Genomic DNA, 17,800 nt, shown 5'->3' with positions numbered 1-17,800 from the left:
TCCGCGGGTCGGGTCTCCTTTTGCGCCGCGGTAAGTCTCTGAGAGAGCAGGGGCGGCGACGCCCGATCGGCCTGTCTGCTCCAGGTGACTTCTTTTTGCCTCAGCTTCGCTTATCATGGACTCTGTCGCGGAAAGAAACGCATCTGCAACACCTGTTGCAATTTGCGACACCGGGACGGGAGGACGCCACTTGACTCCAGATCCGATCCAGCATGCCCGCCAGCGCTTCTTCTCGCAGAAGGCCGTTCCCGGCGGGCTGATCCCGCAATCCATTCTCCGGTCCTGGACCCGCTGTCAGGCTCTGGGTCTCGAAGGGCGGGCCAACGCGCTTCCGGAGCCCCTGACGGCGTACGAGTTCGCGCTGACGGCCGGAGAGGCGGAGGCATTCAAGCGCCTGTGCCGGCCGGAGGTGGAAGCGCTCTATGCGGACGCCCAGGCGACGGACAGCATCGTCATCCTCACCAATGCCTCGGGTCTCGTCCTCGACACGATCGGAAGCCTGGACTTCGCGGAGCGGGCGGCCCGGGTCGCCTTGCGGCCCGGAGTGCCCTGGAGCGAACAGGTGGTGGGTACGAACGCCATCGGGACGTCCCTGGCCGAAGGATCGCCCATCGAGGTCCGCGGCGCGGAGCATTACCTCGAATGCAACCGGATCCTGAGCTGCTCGGCCATTCCGATCATGGGCCCCCAGGGAAACGTGCTGGGTGTCCTGGATCTTTCCGGCCCGGCCGAAACGCATCATGCCCACGCCCTCGGCCTCGTGAAGCTGGCGGCCGAGCAGATCGAGCACCGGCTCTTCGAGCAGGGGTTCGCCGGCGCCGACGTGGTGCGGCTCCATGTCGATCCGGCCATGCTCGGGACGTCCCGGGAAGGCATCCTGGTCTTCGAGGACGGACGGCTCAAGGCGGCCAACCGGCACGGCTTGGCGCTCATCGGCCGACGGTTCGACGATATTGGCAGGGCCACTTGGGCGGACCTGTTCCGCGAGCAACTGGCCAGCCTGGTCGAGAACGGAAGCCTCAAGCGGGAGAACGGCACCACACTGGTGGGCCGCCTCGAGGGGTTCAGAAGAGCCACAGCGCCGCGTGCCCGCGTGGCACGATCCGGCCCTTCTCCAGCCCCGAGCCCCATCTTCGATCCCGAGACCACACGGTCCCTGACTCGCGCGGTCCGGCTGGTCGATGCGGCCGTTCCCGTTCTCATCCGCGGTGAAACCGGGACCGGCAAGGAGGTCTTCGCCCGCACCGTGCATGCCAGGAGCGGGCGGTCCGGCAAGCCGCTGATCGCGGTGAACTGCGCGGCCCTGCCCGAAACCCTCATGGAGGCCGAGCTGTTCGGCTATCAGGCCGGAGCCTTCACGGGCGCGCGGCCCGGCGGGTCGAAAGGCACGCTGCGGGAGGCCGATGGGGGCGTGCTGTTCCTCGACGAGATCGGCGACATGCCATTGGCCCTGCAGACGAAGCTCCTGCGCGCCCTGCAGGAGCGGGAGGTCGTGCCGCTCGGCGGCGGGCGGCCGGTCCCGGTCGATTTCCTGCTGATCTGCGCCACCAACCGGAACCTGTGGGATCTCGTCGAGGCGGGCGCGTTCCGTTCGGACCTCTACTTCCGGATCGCACAATACACGATCGAGTTGTCGCCGCTTCGCCATCGCTCGGATCGCGTGCAGCTGATCGAGCAGATATGGGACGACCTCGGGGCAGAAACCCAAGGGATCGTCATGGCACAGGAATGCCGGGAGCGGCTCGTGACCTACGACTGGCCAGGCAACTTCCGTCAGCTGGTCGGCTGCCTCAGGGCCATGATGGCGCTCTGCGAACCCGGCGAGACGCTGACCGTCGACGCCTTGCCGCCGGACCTGCGCGCGGGCGCAGCGACCCCCGAGAGGCCCGCGTTCCCGCGTGGGAGAGGGCAGGCGACCCTGGAGGCCGTCACGACCACGGCCATGCAGGATGCTCTGCGGGCCGCCAGGGGCAACGTGTCCCTTGCCGCCCGCCGGCTCGGCGTCAGCCGCAGCACCCTGTATCGACGCATGCAGGTCTGAACGGCGGGCGCTTCCGAGAGGGCGGCGCGGTCTTGCGTCAGGTCTGCATCACATAGGTGCCGGGGGCGTCGCAGAGGACGGGATAGCCTCCATCAGGGGCTCCCATGTCCGGCGGTTCGACGAGCTCTCCGGAATGCAGCGTGAGCCAGTGACTCCATTCTCGCCACCACGAGCCCTGGAAGCGAGGAGCGATCTTGATCCAGGTGTCCGGATCGAGGTAGTGGCCGACCGAGGATCGTGTGAGAACCTGGAAGCTCCCGCTGGTCCGGCTCGGGCCAGCCACGATGCCGGCGTTGTGTCCGCCCGTCGTGAGGAGGAACGTCACGTCGGTGTCGGCAAGCAGATGGATCTTGAACGCCGAACGCCATGGGGCCACGTGGTCGCGCTCGGTGCCGACCGCAAAGATCGGCGCGCGGATGTCGCTGATGGCGATCGGGCGGCCGTCGACGTCGAAGCGTCCTTCGGCGAGGTCGTTGTTGAGGAAGAGCTGCCGCAGGTATTCCGCATGCATGCGGTAGGGCATCCGCGTCGCATCGGCGTTCCAGGCCATGATGTCGTTCAAGGGCGTGCGCTCGCCCATTAGGTAATGCCGGACGAGGCGTGACCAGATCAGGTCGTTCGAGCGCAAAAGCTGGAAAGCGCCGGCCATCTGCCGGGTATCGAGAAAACCCTGGCTTCGCATCAGATCTTCAAGGAAGTGCAGCTGGCTTTCGTTGATGAAGAGCGTGAGTTCCCCAGCCTCGCGGAAGTCCGCCTGCGCGGCCAGGAGCGACAGGGATGCGAGACGCTTGTCGCCATCGCGCGCCATGGCGGCAGCGGCGACCGACACAAGCGTGCCGCCGAGGCAATAGCCGACCGCATGGACGTTCCGGTCGGGCACGATGGCATTCACGGCATCGAGGGCCGCCATGATGCCGAGCCGGCGGTACTCGTCGAGACCGAGATCCCGATCGCCGACGTCGGGGTTCTTCCAGGAGATGATGAACACCGTGAAGCCCTGTTCGGTGAGATAACGGACCAGGGAATTCTCGGGCGAGAGATCCAGGATGTAGTACTTCATGATCCAGGCCGGCACGATCAGAATCGGCTGCGGCCGCACCTTCCTGGTCGTCGGCGCATACTGGATCAATTCGATGAGATCGTTGCGGTAGATCACCCGTCCGGGTGTCACGGCGACGTTCCGGCCCGGACGGAAGGCTTCCGTACCGGCAGGTGGCCTGGAGCGGACGATCCGCTCCCAGTCTTCGAGGAAATGGCGAAGGCCCTGCACGAGATTTTGGCCGCCGGTTTCAAGGATGCGGCGCTGAACCACCGGGTTGGTCGCAATGAAGTTCGACGGCGAGGCCATGTCGAGGATCTGTCGCGTGATGAACTCGACGACTGCCTGATGCTGCTTGGTCACCCCGTCCACATCCGTTGTCGCATCGTCCCACCATTGTTGCTGCAGTAGAAAACTCTGCTGAACGAGGTTGAAAGGCCAGCGCCACCATTCCGTCTCGGCGAAGCGCCGGTCCTGGGGCGGCGGCTCGATGCAGGGCTCACAGGCGCCGCCATCGACCGCGTAGCGCGAGGCGAACTGCGCCAGCCGCGCCCATTTGCGCACGCACTTGGTGGCGAGTTCGACATGCTTGCCCGGCGAAATGGCAAGATGGACGGCCCAATCCATATAGGCATCGACGATGGCTGCGGGCGAGAGCCCGCCGGTCAGGCGCGCAAGCCCGGCATGGGCGATATGATCGAGCGTGTCCCTGAGCCGGTGGAGCTCCGCATCGTCCCAGGGTCCCAGGTCCGACGGCAGCCCGGTCGCCGAGGCGTGAGCCGCAGCCGGCTGAATCGGCAGCAGGGCGGCTTGCGGGGGCAATTTCCGGCTCCCCATGGGTGTGGAGGATGTAGGAGCCGGCATGTCGATCTCCCGGGCGTTGGCCGTTGCGCACTGGATGACATCGAAGGATCCCTTCGAAATTCGTCCACATGATGGTCGAGCGCGTTGAGCGGATTGGCTTCGTTCCACTCGACGCGCGACATGGGCAGAAGTGTTCGCGACGGCGAATCTGCAAACAACCGGGAGCATGGCGTCAGTCTAAGTGGAATTACTTAGGCCCGCGCTTACCGGTCGTTATCATTTTCTCCGCACCCTTGATGACAGCAACGGTCGCAGTGTTGCGGCGAGCTTTATTTTGGTGTTGCGTATCGGAGTCGATCCATGTTGGGCATTTTGTCTCTAGCGCGATCCGAAGCGGAAGCAAGACTTGCAGCTCTCGACAGAGCGCAAGCGATTATTGAATTTAATCTTGACGGTACCATCGTGACCGCCAACGAGAATTTTCTTTGCACTGTCGGCTACTCCCTCGCGGAAATCCAGGGGCGGCATCACAGCATGTTCGTCGAGCCTGCCTACCGCGAGACGGCAGATTACGTTGAGTTCTGGCGCAGGCTCAGAGCCGGCGAGTATCAGGCGGCGCGGTACAGGCGCCTCGGCAAGGGCGGCCGGGAGGTCTGGATCGAGGCAAGTTACAATCCGCTGCTCGGGCGAGACGGAAGGCCCTTCAAGATCGTCAAGTTCGCGACCGACATCACACAACAGATGGACGAGCAGGCCGATCTGAAGGGGCAGGTCGAGGCGATCGGGAAGTCTCAGGCCGTGATCTCGTTCGATCTCGATGGAAACATCCTCGACGCGAATGACAACTTCCTCGCAGCCGTCGGGTACACTCTTTCCGAAATCCAGGGACGGCACCACAGCATGTTCGTCGAGCCGGGACAGAGGACCAGTCCGGAATACCTGGAATTCTGGCGCCGGCTCAAGCGCGGCGAGTTTCAGGCGGCCCAGTACAAGCGGATCGGGAAAGGCGGGCGGGAGATCTGGATCGAGGCGAGCTACAACCCGATCCTGGACGCCAGCGGACGCCCATACAAGGTCGTGAAATATGCGACCGACGTGACCCAGCAGGTCGGACTTCTGATCAGTCTCAGGGGCATGATCGAGACCAATTTCGGCGACATCGATGTGGCCGTCGGCCAATCCTCTCAGGAGGCGATCTCCGCCGGCCAAGCGGCGACCGCGACCTCCAGCAATGTCCAGATGATGGCCTCCGCGTCGGAGGAACTGGCCGCCTCGGTTCGCGAGATTGCCCAGAGCATGGCGACCTCCCGCGCAGCGACCGACATCGCCTTTGCCGAAGCGGAAAGCGCGAACGAATATACGAATAAACTCTCCGCCACCGCGGAGGCGATGGGAGGCATCATCGGCCTTATTCAGAGCATCGCGGGTCAGATCAACCTGCTGGCCCTGAATGCGACGATCGAGTCCGCCCGAGCCGGCGAGGCAGGTCGCGGCTTCGCGGTGGTTGCAAGCGAGGTGAAAAATTTGGCCTCCCAGGCGGCCCGAGCAACCGAGCAGATCTCCACGGAGATCGACGGGGTCCGGAACGTGTCGAGCGGAGTGGTCGAGGCGCTCGCGAAAATTCGCGGATCCATCGAAACCATGCGGGCCCACGTAGTTGGCGCAGCCACCGCTGTCGAGGAGCAGAGCGCCGTCACGCAGGAGATGTCGTCGAACATGCAGGATGCGTCCCACGCCGTGACGCGCATCGCCGGCAGCATCGGGGCCATATCGGCAGCGGTCGGACGGGTATCGGAGGCTGTCGACACGACGAAGAAGGCCGCGCAGGTGCTTGCCCGTTAGGGGAAGCCGCCGCGACCGGGGTCCTGGTCCCGTCAGGCGAAGGTCGCCTCGATCTGCTCCTTGAGCGCCGTGAGTTCCCGGACAAAGGGGGCTCGCCGCTCCCGGTGCTCATGCCGGAGGCTCGCGATCATCGCGCTCTTGCGGCCTTCGTCCTCGGAACTCTGCCTGACGGCATCGAGGCGTTTCTCGTAGGCGAAGTCGAGATCCGCGAGGTCCGCGAGAACTGCTTGCAGCCGTGGGAGAAGATCGGGCGCGTAGAACCCGCTCCTGTGCGACACACTCTCGAAACGGGCACGTCCGACAGCACTGGCCATGGCTTCCTCCGACGGTGTTCTTGAAGCCTGCGATTCCTGCGGGGAGTTAACCTAAGTTAGCGCCACGACTTTGGTCGGGATGGGGCAGCTTGGCGCTACAGAATTGCCTCCGCGTGCTTTCCTTCAGGCTGTCGTGCCTTGGCCGGATCGGCCTCGATCCGGTCGAACGCGGAAGCGGGATACCTGCCATAATGCCAAACGGATTGACGGTTAGTCTGGAGAAACTGTCTTGGTCCGTGCGGGCCGTGGAGGCACACATGATCAGCTGGATCGTCCGGATATTGATGGTTGCCGCCGGCGTCGTCACGAGCTGGTTTGTCGCCAAGGACGCCCCGATCTTCGGAGTGGCCCAGATGATGGTGGCCCTCCTCCTGCTGACCTTCGTGGTTGCTGTCCTGGCCTTTTGGCCGCATCGCTGGACGGCAGCCCTCGACCGGTCCGACAAGCAGCTCTGAACTCTCTTGGCGCAGGACGCCAGTGGCGCCCCCGGCTCTTGGCCGGGGGCGTCATTGCGTCCGGAGGTCAGGCCGCCCGGCCGACCCGTTCCGCGAGTTGCTTCACCTCGACCGTGGCGTTGCGGGCGGCCTCGTCGGTCAGCTGCATCGTGAGTTCCGCCATGCGGCGGCTGTTGTCGACGGTCTGCTCCAGATTGTCCCGGATGAGAGAGCTTTGAACCGTCACGAAGTCGTTCAGGGAGCGGCAGCGGGCGAGGGCATTCAGCCCGTCGAGATTCGTCTGCAGCCGCTTCTGGCTGAGTTCGAACCACTCCCGCGACACGTCCTGAAAGCCGCGCACGAGAACCGCGTTCGGCTGGACCGCGCCCGTCGTGCCGCCGGAATCCTGTGCCGCGAGGCCGCGTGCCTCCCCATCGGAACGACCGAACATCTGCATGGCTTGGCCCGTCGAGCGGCGGGCGAGCTCGGAAAACAACCCGAAGCTGTTCTCGACGACCTGCTGCATCGACTTGGCGATGCTTTGGGCACCCTCGGTCCCGGCTCGCACGCTCTCGGCGAGATCCTCGGTGACGCGCTGAACCGTCTCGACCGGCTCGCGGAGGCGGCGCGCCTCGGAGCGCTTGCTTTCATCGAATGCCACCATGTCGTCCTCCACCTTCTCGGCGACCGCTTCGGCCTCGTCGTCGCTCAGTACCTTGAGCACTGCAGGCAGAAGCTCCTTTCTGTCGTCACGGATATGCTGCTGGAACACCCTTCTCAGCTCGGCTACCTTGGCGAGGAAATCGCCGTTGTTCTTCGGCATGTGCTCGAGATCGGTCAGAAGTGCGGTGGTTTCCTCATGATCGCCGAGAGCCTGGCGGGCGAGGTCTTCCATTCCGTGCCGGCGCAGAACCGGCAGGAGATGCTGCTCCTGCAGGGTCGCCAGAAGAGTCAGCTCCTCCTGGAGCTCCGAGAACAGACGCTCACGGGTTTTGACCGCGTTGTCCGACGTCGCCAGAAGTTTTTCAAAGAGATCCCGTGCCCTGTCGGGTGGGGCCTGAGTGATTTTACGCGTGTTCATGATCCGCTCTCCAGGTTCCAATGAGACATGATCCTGCGCTTGGCGCAGGCGGCTCCATGGTGGGTGTGGGTTTTCAACTAGTGCTGCAGCCCCAATGGCCAGGGAGCAAAAAGGTTCGGACGCCTCCATAGGACAAAATGATCCTGTGTGGCGAGATCGAGACGGGTGTCTTTCTCCAGCAGGGCGATCTGCGCTTCCACGGCCTTGAGCTCACGCTCGAGCCTGGCTGTGCGCCGGACCTCGGAGGTAACGGGCTTTCGTTTCTTGCTCTTCATCAAGCACTCCATGGTCCGGCGCAGCCCACCGCCTTCGATGAAGGAGCGGACGGCGTACGGATGGCCATGATTGTGCCCCCGGTGACTTGTTCGTTGTCGTGTTTGCCGCGGATGATACCGAAGCATCGCTGTTCGTCTGTCAGGAACCCGACACAAGGAAAGATTTTGTTAACACAAGTTAAAGTGCCGCAGGTGTCCTTGGGCCGGGTGCCGGAAGCCGGCCGGTCCGTCGCGGAACCCAGGCATCACCCAGATGTTCATGCCTAGGGTCGGAGATCTGCGGCCTGCCGCTCGCCTTTGATGAATCGCTCAAGGTCAACGCGTCCAATCGGGGCAGTTCGTACCGAGGTCTGGAGGGCACATTGGTCAGGCGCATCCTTCTCATTGCCGTGTTAGGCTTGGCGCTGGCCGGTGGCGTCTATCTCTACATGAGCCGCTCGCCGGAGAATGCCGCGCGGATGCAGGCCTCCGGGGCGCCGACCCAGCCTCCACCCCAAGTCGGCGTCATCGTCGCCCAGCCGGCGGAAGTGCCGTTTCCCGTCGTCTTCGCCGGTCGCGTGGCGGGCTTCCGCGACGTCGAGGTGCGCCCGCGTGTCGGCGGTCTCCTGCTCAAGCGGGAGTTCGACGAGGGGGCGCCCGTCGAGCAGGATCAGGTGCTCTTCCGAATCGATCCGGCGAGCTATCAGGTGGCCCTGAGCCGTGCGGAGGCGCAGTTGCTGCAGGCCCAGGCGGCCTTGCGCCAAGCCGAGGAGAACTTCAACCGCATCGAGCCGCTGGCCCGGCGCGGCGTGTCGACGGACGTGCAGCTCGAGGAGGCGCGCTCCCAGCGCGACCAGGCCCGCGCCGGCGTGCAACTCGCCGAGGCCGAGGTCCAGAATGCGCGGCTGAACCTCGGTTACACCACCGTCACGGCGCCCGCGGCCGGAATCACCGCCCTGGAATCACCTCCCGTGGGAGCCCTCATCCAAGCCCAACAGACGCTTCTGACGACCATTTCCCAGCTCGACCCGGCCTATGTGAACTTCTCTTTCACGGACGAGGAGGGGCGGGAGTTTCGCGCCCTAAACGAGCGGCGGGAGAAACCCATTTCCGAGAAAGACCTTAAGGTTGAGCTGCAGTTCAGCCAGGGGGCCGGCTACCCGCAAACCGGCAGGATCGACACCGCCGCCCAGCGGGTCGACCCGCAGACCGGGACGATCCAGGCGCGGGTGATCTTCCCGAATCCGGACGGCGCCCTGCTGCCGGGCCAGTTCGTACGGGTTCGCCTGATCGGCATCACGTTGCCCGAGGCTATCGTCGTGCCCCGACAGGCCGTGAGCCAAGGGCCCCAGGGGCCGTCGATCTACGTGGTCGGAGCGAACGACGTCGCACAGGCGGTGCCGGTCCGGCTGGGACCGGAAGTGGCCGAGGGGTGGGTTGTCCAGTCCGGCCTGAAGGGCGGTGAGCGGGTTGTGGTCGACGGCGTCATCCGGGTGCGGCCGGGCCAAGCCGTCCGGCCGGTGCCGATCGACCCGCAGGCCGCGCAGACAACCGGGACGGCCAACGGACAGCCGTCCGGAGCCCGGCCATGATCTCCAAATTCTTCATCGACCGGCCCATCTTCGCCTCCGTCCTGTCGATCGTGATCGTGCTCGTCGGCCTGATCGCCATGCGGGTGCTGCCGGTCGCCCAGTACCCCGAGATCGTTCCCCCGCAGGTCGTCGTCTCCGCCACCTATCCGGGCGCCAGCGCTCAAACCATCGCTGAAACGGTTGCGGCCCCGCTCGAGCAGCAGGTCAACGGCGTCGAGGACATGATCTACATGCAATCGACGTCGACCGGCTCGGGGACCATGAGCCTGTCGGTGTTCTTCCAGACCGGCATCGATGCCGATCAGGCGACGATCAACGTCAACAACCGCGTCCAGCGGGCGACCGCGGTTCTTCCCGAGGAAGTGCGCCGCCAGGGTGTGACGGTGACCAAGCGGTCGTCCTCCATCCTCCAGATCGTGGCGCTGTCGTCGCCGGATCGGCGCTACGACACGATCTACATCTCCAATTATGCGCTGGTGAACATCATCGACGAGCTGAGGCGCACCCCGGGGGTGGGCGATGCCTCGCTCTTCGGCGCCTCCGATTACTCCATGCGGATCTGGCTGAAGCCCGACAAGGTCGCCCAATACAACCTGACACCGAGCGACATCGCCGCCGCCATCCGCGACCAGAACGCCCAGTTTGCCGCGGGGCGATTCGGCGAGGAGCCGAGTCCCGGCCAGCAGGCCTTCACCTACTCGGTCACGACCCAAGGGCGCTTGGCCGACCCACGCGAGTTCGAGCAGATCATCCTGCGCTCGGACGAGAACGGCGGAGCGCTGCGCCTGAGGGATGTGGCCAGGGTCGAGCTCGGGTCCCAGAACTATTCGACAGTCGCATCGCTCAATGGAGCCCCGACCGTTCCGATCGGCATCTACCTTCAGCCCGATGCCAACGCCCTGGAGGTGTCGAACGCCGTTGCCGCCACGATGGACCGACTGGCGCAGCGCTTTCCGGAGGGGCTGCGCTACGATGTGCCGTTCAACACCACACGGTTCATCGAGGTCTCCATCGAGGAGGTGGTCAGGACCTTCATCGAGGCGATCGTTCTGGTCGTGCTCGTGGTCTTCCTCTTCCTGCAGAACTGGCGCGCGACGCTGATCCCGCTGCTCGCCGTTCCGGTATCGATCATCGGCACGTTCGGAGGCATGTATCTTCTCGGCTTTTCGATCAATCTGCTCACCCTGTTCGGCATGATCCTGGCTATCGGCATCGTGGTCGACGATGCGATCATCGTGCTGGAGAACGTCGAGCGCATCATGACGACGGAGCGTAAGCCTCCCCGCGAGGCCGCGATCCAGGCCATGCAGGAGGTGAGCGGCCCGGTGATCGCCGTGGTGCTCGTGCTGTGCGCGGTCTTCATCCCTGTGTCCTTTCTCGGCGGCCTCGCCGGGGAGCTCTACCGCCAGTTCGCCGTGACCATCGCGGTGTCGGTGGTGATTTCCGGCATCGTCGCACTGACGCTCACGCCGGCTCTGTGTGCCCTCTTGCTCAAGGAAGGGCATCGGGAGCCCTGGCTCCCGTTCCGGATCTTCAATCGGGGCTTCGACCGGGTGACGCGCACCTTCACGGCCGGCACGGCCTTCTTCCTGCGCCACGCCGTGGCCGGATCGGTTATCATCGCGGTCATGCTCGGCGCGACCTGGTGGCTGTTCGAGCGGGTGCCGGGCGGCTTGGTCCCGGCAGAGGATCTCGGGTCGGTTTTCGTCGTGACCTCGCTGCCGCCTGCGGCATCGCTCGACCGCACCCTTGCGGTGACCGGAAAGGTGACCGAAGGGGTCATGCGGAACCCCGCCGTGGCCGATGTGGTGACCCTGGCGGGGTTCGATCTCCTGTCCGGCGCGCAGAAGACCAATGCCGGCGTCTCCTTCGTGTCGCTGAAGGACTGGTCCGAGCGCACCGACCCCCGGCTCGACGCCCGTAATCTCGCCCCTTCGTTTGCAGCCCTCAACGCGAACTTCCGCGACGGCGTCGCCATCGGGTTCAACCCGCCGCCGATCCAGGGGCTGAGCACGACCGGCGGCTTCGAGTTCTATCTCCAGGATCGCTCCGGCGGGAGCCTGGACAACCTCGCGCAGGCGGCGCAGCGCGTCATCCAGGCGGCCGGGCAGCGCCCCGAGGTGACGGGCGTTTCCACGACCTTCAGCACCGGCGTGCCGCAGTATCGGATCGACGTGGACCGCGACAAGGCGAAAGCCCTCGGGGTGCCGATCTCGGCGATCTTCGACACGATGCAGAGCACGTTCGGCAGCCTCTACGTCAACGATTTCAGCCTGTTCGGGCGCACCTACAGGGTCAGTCTCTCGTCGGAGGCCGAGTTCCGGCAATCGCCCGACGATCTGCGGCACGTGTTCGTCCGGTCGGACAACGGCACCATGGTGCCTCTCAACGTGCTCCTCACGACCGTCCGCATCGTGGGGCCCGACGTGGTCGACCGGTTCAATGTTTTCCCGGCCGCGAAGATTCAAGGCAATCCGGCGCCGGGCTACTCGTCGGGACAAGCCATCGCGGCCATGGAGCAGATCGTCGCCCAGACCCTGCCGTCCGACTACTCCATCGGCTGGACGGGGTCGGCCTATCAGGAGCTGCAATCGGCCGGCACTGGTTCCCAGGGGTTCCTCCTGGGCCTCGTGATGGTCTTCCTCATCCTGGCCGCCCAGTACGAGCGCTGGTCGCTGCCGTTCGCCGTCATCACGGCCGTGCCCTTCGCGGTTTTCGGCGCCGTCCTGGCGATCTGGCTGCGCGGGATCGAGAATGACATCTACTTCCAGGTGGGGCTCGTCACCCTGATTGGCCTTGCGGCCAAGAACGCGATCCTGATCGTCGAGTTCGCGGCCGAGCGCTATAGGGCAGGGGAAACGGCCTATGACGCCGCCCTGGATGCGGCCCGCCTCCGCTTCCGCCCCATCGTGATGACCTCGCTCGCCTTCATCCTCGGCGTCGTGCCGCTCGCGATCTCGACGGGCGCAGGCTCGGCGAGCCGCCACTCGGTGGGCACCGGCGTCATCGGCGGCATGCTCGCCGCAACCTTCCTGGCCGTCCTCTTCGTGCCGCTGTTCTTCCGCCTGGTAACGCGGGAGCGCAGGCGTACTGGAAGAGAGGCGACGCCGGTCGTGCCAGAGTACGTGCCGGCGAAAGAGGTTTAGTCTGCGGCGGCGAGAACGGCGGGTGTGGCGGGGCTCAGCGCTTGCGCAGGCGTTCGATCGCCTCCTTGTGCGCGGCCGGGTCCACATCGTACTCGGCAGCCAGGCGCGCAATCTCGGCCTGCCTCTCATCCGTCGAGAGCCTGGGGCTGAGGCTCGCCACCGCGGCCAGGAAGGACGCACCCGCAAATACTGGATCGCGGCGCCGCGCTGTCTGGTCCCGCTCCTTCTTCAACTCCGCCTGACGCTGCTTGTAGGTCTCGAGCGGGCCCAGCGCCCGCAGGGCCCGGTTGCGCAGGGCCGGGAGGGGCACGCCATGCTCCTCGGCGATCTCGGGAAGGACCTCCTCCGGATCCTCTCCCGCCAAGAGGGCGTCGGAGAGTTCTTCGAGTGCGGATACGAACGGATCCATGTCGGCCCCTTCAGATGCAATCATCGTCAACGGATGGTGATGGGTTCGGTTCTCGGCGACATGTTGCCCAGGACCCGGGGTGCCCAATAATCCATCGAACCGATTCTCGCCCGCCGAAATGCAACAACCTGAACGGAAAGCACGATCATGGCCGAACGGATGCAGGAGCAAACCGATCCCTATCTCTGGCTGGAGGACGTGGAGGGCGATGAGGCGCTCTCCTGGGTGCGGGCGCACAACGAGATGACGAAGGCCGCCTTGTGCGATGCAGGCTTCCAGGCCGACAAACAGGCGCTCTACGAGATCTCCACACGCCCCGACAACATTCCGTTCATTACGAGAAGGCAAGGCCTCCTGTACAATTTCTGGCAGGACATGAACCACGTGCGCGGCCTGTGGCGGCGGACGCCGATGGAAAGCTATCGCACCTCGGATCCGTCCTGGGAGACGGTGCTCGACATCGATGCACTGGCGAAAGACGAAGGGGCGGACTGGGTCTGGAAAGGGTGCGGGACGCTCCAGCCGGAGCAGCGCTACGGCCTGGTCAGCCTCTCCCGCGGGGGAGCCGATGCGGCCGTGGTGCGCGAGTTCGACCTCGTCGAGAAGCGCTTCGTGGACGATGGTTTCGCGCTTCCCGAAGCCAAGGGCGGGGCGACATGGCTCGACAGGGATCAATTGCTGGTGTCCACGACCCTCGGCGACAATGCCGCGACCGCTTCAGGTTACCCACGGACGGTGCGGCTATGGCAGCGCGGCACCGACTTCCACCAATCTCCACTGCTGTTTCAGGGCGAGTTCAACGACATCTACATCTCCGCATCCGTCGATCTCGAGCCGGGCTATGAGAGAATCTTCTACCGGCGCCAGATCACCTTCGAGGAGGGGATCAGCTACCTGGCCCAGGAGCAGGGCGATGCGCTGCTCATCGATCTCCCGCGCGACGCCCGGTTCGACGTGGAGAAGGACTGGCTGCTCGTGAGGCTGAAAAGCGACTGGGCCCTGCCGGACTGCACCTATCCGGCCGACGCGCTTCTGGCGATCAGCTTCGCCCGGTTCATGGCAGGGGATCGTCGCTTTGAGATGCTGTTCGAGCCTGGCCCGAGGCGGGTCCTGTCCGGGTTCTGGTGGACCAGGTCCCGCCTCGTGCTGACGGTGCTCGACAATTTGGCCAGCCAGATCTGGCTGGCGACGCCGGGGACGTCCTGGCAGATGGAGCGGCTGGCCGGCCTGCCGGAGACAGCGGCCGTTCACGCCATGGCGCTCGATGCGAGCCAGCTTGAGCGGACGGATGAGTTCCTGCTCTCGGTCTCGAGCTTCGTCGAGCCCACGAAGCTGGCCCTCGTGACCGAGGACAAACGGATCGAGGTTCTGAAGGAAACGCCGCCCGCCTTCGATGCCTCGCGCCTGGAGGTGACCCGGCACGAGGCGGCTTCCGTGGACGGCGAGCGCATTCCCTATTACCAGATCGGCCCGAAGGAGCAGGGCGGCCAGCGGCCGACCGTGCTCTACGGCTATGGCGGCTTCTCGGTTTCCCTGACGCCCGGCTATCTTGGCGGGATTGGCAAGACCTGGCTGGAGCGCGGCTATGTCTGGGTGGTCGCCAACATCCGGGGCGGCGGCGAGTTCGGGGCCGCCTGGCACAAGGCGGGCATGCGTGAGGGCAAGCGCCTGTCCCACGATGATTTTGCCGCCATCGCCCGGGATCTCGTCGGGCGTGGCGTTACCTCGACAAGGCAGCTTGCAGCCTATGGCGGCTCGAATGGGGGCCTCCTGGTCGGCAACATGCTGACCCGTTACCCGGAGCTGTTCGGGGCGATCTGGTGCACCGTGCCGCTCCTCGACATGCAGCGCTATACCCGCCTGCTGGCGGGCCCGAGCTGGGTGGCCGAATATGGCGACCCGGACAGTCCCGAGGACTGGGCTTACATGGCAGGTTTCTCGGCCTATCAGAACCTCCAGGAGGGCCAGGCCTACCCGCCCGTGCTTCTGGTGACGTCGAGGCGGGACGACCGGGTCCATCCGGGCCACGCCCGCAAGATGGCGGCCAAGCTCGAAGCCATGGAGCAGCCCGTGCTCTTCTACGAGCCCGACGATGGTGGCCACGGTGCCGCCAACAAGGAGCAGGCAGCTTTTCTGACCGCCCTGGGATTGTCTTTCCTCAAGAAGACGCTCATCCCTTGATATCTGCCCGGTCCATCGACACATAAAGGGAGAAAGATTCGGCCGCCCAATGCTTTAGATCACCTCCCGCGGCACAAGGGTATGATCCTCGGCCAGGCCGAAAGTTCTTCCTCGCAAACATCTGCGCCTTTCGGGTGTTGAAACCGGTGTGAAACCGATCCGTCGTGAGGCGCTCCTGAAATGGGCCGGGGCGGGCCCGCCTGGGCTGCTCCAGTCAGCGAAAGTCCGAATGTCCAAGAAGTCGAAACATCTCGTCAGTCTCAATCACCTGCCCGGGATCCTGCTCGCCAGCGCGGCCGAATGCGAGCGCTGGATCGACGCCGGTCTGATCCCCGTGACCGAGCGCCGGACCTTCCAGAAGCGCGGACGCAGCTTCGAGGCCCCCATGTTCGACCCGGACACCGTCGCCGCCCTGGCGGCCGAGGTTCCGGCATGGCGCGCGCAAGGAGGCGAGACGCCTGAGCGCAATGGTCCTGCCGGCCGGAAGGCCGACGACAGTTCCCAACCCGTGGATGAAGCCGCGCATCGCCGCCGGCAAAGCATTCTCGCGCCGGTCCGGAAGAACACCGGGATCTATCTCGCCGAAGACATTCGCCGGATCGAGAGCGGACGCTGGAAGCCGGAGCGGATCTTTGCGGGATACCGGGCGGTGTTCAGCTGGCCCATGCAGATCCTTCCGGACGGCGCTCCCGTCGACATCGCGGTCGAGTACGCGTTCGCAGAGCCTGTCGAGGTCGCGGCCGTCGTGCTCGCGCCGGCGCGCGTCGAGCGGACCGAGCTCGCGGCCGCGTCCGAGGCGCTCGAGGCTCGTCTGATCGAGCTCCGGGACGCAACCTTTGCGGCCTGCGAGCAGGAGCTGGCCGGCTGGCGCGACGAACTCGAGACCTATCTCGATGCTTACGAGGATGCGAACGAGCGGACGGCGATCCTTGACGGCATCCGCTCGGCGCTCGAAAAGCTCGACCGGGTCCATGCCTCGGACAAGGGCGGTCCCGCAGGAGCCGGGCGCAAGCTTCGGCAAAAGCTCGACGATTTCCGCTCGAAGGCCACCGCCCGGCGCCTGCGGCACCTGCGCGAGGCGCAGATCCGGGAAGCCTCGGGCTATGAGAGCTACGCGGCGATCTTTCCCGTAGCGCGGTCCTTGGACCGCCGTTTCCTGTTCCTGGCAGGGCCGACCAATTCGGGCAAGACTCATGAGGCTCTCAGGCTCGCCGGCGAGGCGCAGACCGCCGAGATCCTGTCGCCCCTGCGGCTCCTCGCCCTCGAGCACTACGAGCGCCTGAGCGAGCAGGGCTTCGCGGCCGGCATGATCACCGGCGAGGAGCGTGTGCTGCCCGAGGGCGCGACGCATATCGCCCGAACGATCGAGACCCTGGATCTGCACCGCGTCGTCGACGTATGCGTGATCGACGAGGTCCAGATGCTCGGCGACCCGAGCCGCGGCTGGGCGTGGACCCAGGCGATGGTCGGAGCGCCGGCGAAGCTCGTGGTTCTGACCGGCGCCCCCGAAGCAATCCCGCTCGTGGAGCATCTGCTGGCCATGACCGGCGAGCCGCTGGAGGTGAAGATCCTCAAGCGCAAGGGCAAGCTGCGCGTCGAGGGCGTTCCGGCCAATCTCAACAAGCTGATGCGGGGCGACGCCGTTGTGGCCTTCACCCGCCGCGACGTGCACGATTTGCGCACGCGCCTGGTCGCGGCCGGTCGCACAGTCGCCACCGTCTATGGCGCGCTGGGCCCGGAGGTTCGCCGCGCGGAGGCTGCGCGGTTCCGCAATGGAGAGGCGGAAGTCCTCGTCGCAACCGACGCGATCGGGATGGGGCTGAACATCGGTCCGCTGAGGAGAGTCGTGTTCTCGACGCTGCGCAAGTTCGACGGCGTGCGGGAGCGGCAGCTCAACGCCATGGAGATCAAGCAGATCGCAGGCCGGGCGGGGCGGTTTGGTCACCACGACGAAGGCTTGGTGACGGCGCTGCCGGAGGTCGGAGCCTATGCGCAGGTCGAGACCGCCATCCGCAACGCTCTGAACGGCGATGCCGCGAAGCTGCGTGGCAAGGCGTTCGTCCGTCCGAACCAGGAGACGGTGTTGTCTGCAAGCGAAGTCTTGCAGACCGACCGCCTCGGCCGCGTGCTGCGCCACCTGAACGACAACCTTGTCGCAGGTCATCCGGATCTGCGCATGGCTGACATGGACGAGATGATCGAACTGGCGTCGCTCCTCGATACGGTCGACCTGCCGATCCTCGACCGCCTGTCCTACTCCATGGCGCCGGTCGACGGTCGCGAGCGCTTGGCGGTCGAGCTCCTTCTCGACTGGGCACGGCAACATGCGGTGTACGGCAGGGTCCAGGCTCCCGATTTCGGCGTGAACACGGATCTTCTCAAGCTGGAAGCCAGGGTGAAGATCGCCACCAGCTGGCTGTGGCTTGCGCAGCGCTACCCGCAGGTCTTCGACGATGTCGAGGCAGTCGTCGACCTGCGCGCGAGCCTCAATGCGAAGATCGAGGAGAAGCTCGTCGCGACCTCCGTCTCGCACCGCCGCAAACCCGACGAGAAGGCACGGCGCGACCGGAGCGCGAAGCCCCGACGGCAGAAGAACAGGCGCCGCGGCCGGGACGAGGCTCCGGCCGGCGAGGCGGAGTCCTATCTCGTCAGGGGGCGGTAGG

At 65.5% G+C, this 17,800-nt stretch carries 12 protein-coding genes; 7 read left to right on the top strand and 5 right to left on the bottom strand.

The features are described 5' to 3' along the window. The first annotated feature begins 190 nt into the window (after window positions 1–190). Window positions 191–2,041 carry a sigma-54-dependent Fis family transcriptional regulator gene (locus HPT29_RS14115; protein WP_247654582.1) on the top strand — a complete coding sequence of 617 codons (1,851 nt, stop codon included), beginning with the start codon at window positions 191–193 and terminating at the stop codon, window positions 2,039–2,041. Window positions 2,042–2,078: 37 nt separating this feature from the next. Here the strand turns inward: HPT29_RS14115 and HPT29_RS14110 are convergent, their stop codons facing one another. Beyond that, the gene (locus tag HPT29_RS14110) at window positions 2,079–3,944 is read right to left on the bottom strand and encodes a PHA/PHB synthase family protein (RefSeq protein ID WP_173947277.1); all 1,866 of its coding nucleotides are present in this window, start codon (window positions 3,942–3,944) and stop codon (window positions 2,079–2,081) included. Between the two features lie 300 nt (window positions 3,945–4,244). Here HPT29_RS14110 and HPT29_RS14105 point away from each other — a divergent pair, with 300 nt between their 5' ends. Then, entirely contained in the window at window positions 4,245–5,726 is a 1,482-nt protein-coding gene (locus tag HPT29_RS14105) for a methyl-accepting chemotaxis protein (protein ID WP_173947278.1), read from the top strand. Window positions 5,727–5,758: 32 nt separating this feature from the next. Here the strand turns inward: HPT29_RS14105 and HPT29_RS14100 are convergent, their stop codons facing one another. Continuing rightward, the gene (locus HPT29_RS14100) at window positions 5,759–6,040 is read right to left on the bottom strand and encodes a hypothetical protein (protein ID WP_173947279.1); all 282 of its coding nucleotides are present in this window, start codon (window positions 6,038–6,040) and stop codon (window positions 5,759–5,761) included. Window positions 6,041–6,297: 257 nt separating this feature from the next. Between HPT29_RS14100 and HPT29_RS14095 the strand changes: the two genes are divergently transcribed. Continuing rightward, on the top strand, window positions 6,298–6,495 hold the full coding sequence (locus tag HPT29_RS14095; protein WP_173947280.1) for a hypothetical protein: 198 nt from the start codon (window positions 6,298–6,300) through the stop codon (window positions 6,493–6,495). 67 nt (window positions 6,496–6,562) lie between these two features. Here HPT29_RS14095 and HPT29_RS14090 read toward each other — a convergent pair whose 3' ends face one another. Both HPT29_RS14090 and HPT29_RS14085 read right to left on the bottom strand, forming a co-directional pair. Then, window positions 6,563–7,555 (bottom strand): phasin family protein, encoded by a 993-nt coding sequence (locus HPT29_RS14090; RefSeq protein WP_173947281.1) that lies wholly within the window; start codon window positions 7,553–7,555, stop codon window positions 6,563–6,565. A gap of 77 nt (window positions 7,556–7,632) precedes the next feature. Further along, window positions 7,633–7,830: a hypothetical protein gene (locus HPT29_RS14085; protein ID WP_173947282.1), complete on the bottom strand. Its 198-nt coding sequence runs from the start codon at window positions 7,828–7,830 to the stop codon at window positions 7,633–7,635. Window positions 7,831–8,192: 362 nt separating this feature from the next. Between HPT29_RS14085 and HPT29_RS14080 the strand changes: the two genes are divergently transcribed. Both HPT29_RS14080 and HPT29_RS14075 read left to right on the top strand, forming a co-directional pair. After that, window positions 8,193–9,401: an efflux RND transporter periplasmic adaptor subunit gene (locus HPT29_RS14080; protein WP_173947283.1), complete on the top strand. Its 1,209-nt coding sequence runs from the start codon at window positions 8,193–8,195 to the stop codon at window positions 9,399–9,401. Further along, window positions 9,401–12,547, top strand: a complete 3,147-nt coding sequence (locus tag HPT29_RS14075; protein WP_173947301.1) for an efflux RND transporter permease subunit — start codon at window positions 9,401–9,403, stop codon at window positions 12,545–12,547. The genes HPT29_RS14080 and HPT29_RS14075 overlap by 1 nt, the downstream gene beginning before the upstream one ends. A gap of 34 nt (window positions 12,548–12,581) precedes the next feature. Here HPT29_RS14075 and HPT29_RS14070 read toward each other — a convergent pair whose 3' ends face one another. Continuing rightward, entirely contained in the window at window positions 12,582–12,956 is a 375-nt protein-coding gene (locus HPT29_RS14070; RefSeq protein WP_173947284.1) for a hypothetical protein, read from the bottom strand. A gap of 147 nt (window positions 12,957–13,103) precedes the next feature. Between HPT29_RS14070 and HPT29_RS14065 the strand changes: the two genes are divergently transcribed. Both HPT29_RS14065 and HPT29_RS14060 read left to right on the top strand, forming a co-directional pair. Beyond that, window positions 13,104–15,137 carry a prolyl oligopeptidase family serine peptidase gene (locus HPT29_RS14065; protein WP_173947285.1) on the top strand — a complete coding sequence of 678 codons (2,034 nt, stop codon included), beginning with the start codon at window positions 13,104–13,106 and terminating at the stop codon, window positions 15,135–15,137. A gap of 229 nt (window positions 15,138–15,366) precedes the next feature. Continuing rightward, a complete protein-coding gene (locus HPT29_RS14060) occupies window positions 15,367–17,799 on the top strand; it encodes a helicase-related protein (protein ID WP_173947286.1) in 2,433 nt (810 codons plus the stop codon). The last annotated feature ends 1 nt before the right edge of the window (window position 17,800 follow it).

The sequence above is a fragment of the Microvirga terrae genome (genome assembly GCF_013307435.2).
GTDB classification, from domain to species: Bacteria; Pseudomonadota; Alphaproteobacteria; order Rhizobiales; family Beijerinckiaceae; genus Microvirga; species Microvirga terrae.
Note: the sequence above shows the minus strand (reverse complement) of the source record. Positions and strands in the feature narration are given on the sequence as shown.

What these genes read in the sequence shown, in the direction of transcription:
- HPT29_RS14085 (WP_173947282.1), bottom strand. Translation starts at nt 7,830, where the DNA reads ATGAAGAGCAAGAAACGAAAGCCCGTTACCTCCGAGGTCCGGCGCACA.
- HPT29_RS14070 (WP_173947284.1), bottom strand. Translation starts at nt 12,956, where the DNA reads ATGGATCCGTTCGTATCCGCACTCGAAGAACTCTCCGACGCCCTCTTG.
- HPT29_RS14090 (WP_173947281.1), bottom strand. Translation starts at nt 7,555, where the DNA reads ATGAACACGCGTAAAATCACTCAGGCCCCACCCGACAGGGCACGGGAT.
- HPT29_RS14065 (WP_173947285.1), top strand. Translation starts at nt 13,104, where the DNA reads ATGGCCGAACGGATGCAGGAGCAAACCGATCCCTATCTCTGGCTGGAG.
- HPT29_RS14110 (WP_173947277.1), bottom strand. Translation starts at nt 3,944, where the DNA reads ATGCCGGCTCCTACATCCTCCACACCCATGGGGAGCCGGAAATTGCCC.
- HPT29_RS14100 (WP_173947279.1), bottom strand. Translation starts at nt 6,040, where the DNA reads ATGGCCAGTGCTGTCGGACGTGCCCGTTTCGAGAGTGTGTCGCACAGG.
- HPT29_RS14095 (WP_173947280.1), top strand. Translation starts at nt 6,298, where the DNA reads ATGATCAGCTGGATCGTCCGGATATTGATGGTTGCCGCCGGCGTCGTC.
- HPT29_RS14105 (WP_173947278.1), top strand. Translation starts at nt 4,245, where the DNA reads ATGTTGGGCATTTTGTCTCTAGCGCGATCCGAAGCGGAAGCAAGACTT.
- HPT29_RS14060 (WP_173947286.1), top strand. Translation starts at nt 15,367, where the DNA reads ATGTCCAAGAAGTCGAAACATCTCGTCAGTCTCAATCACCTGCCCGGG.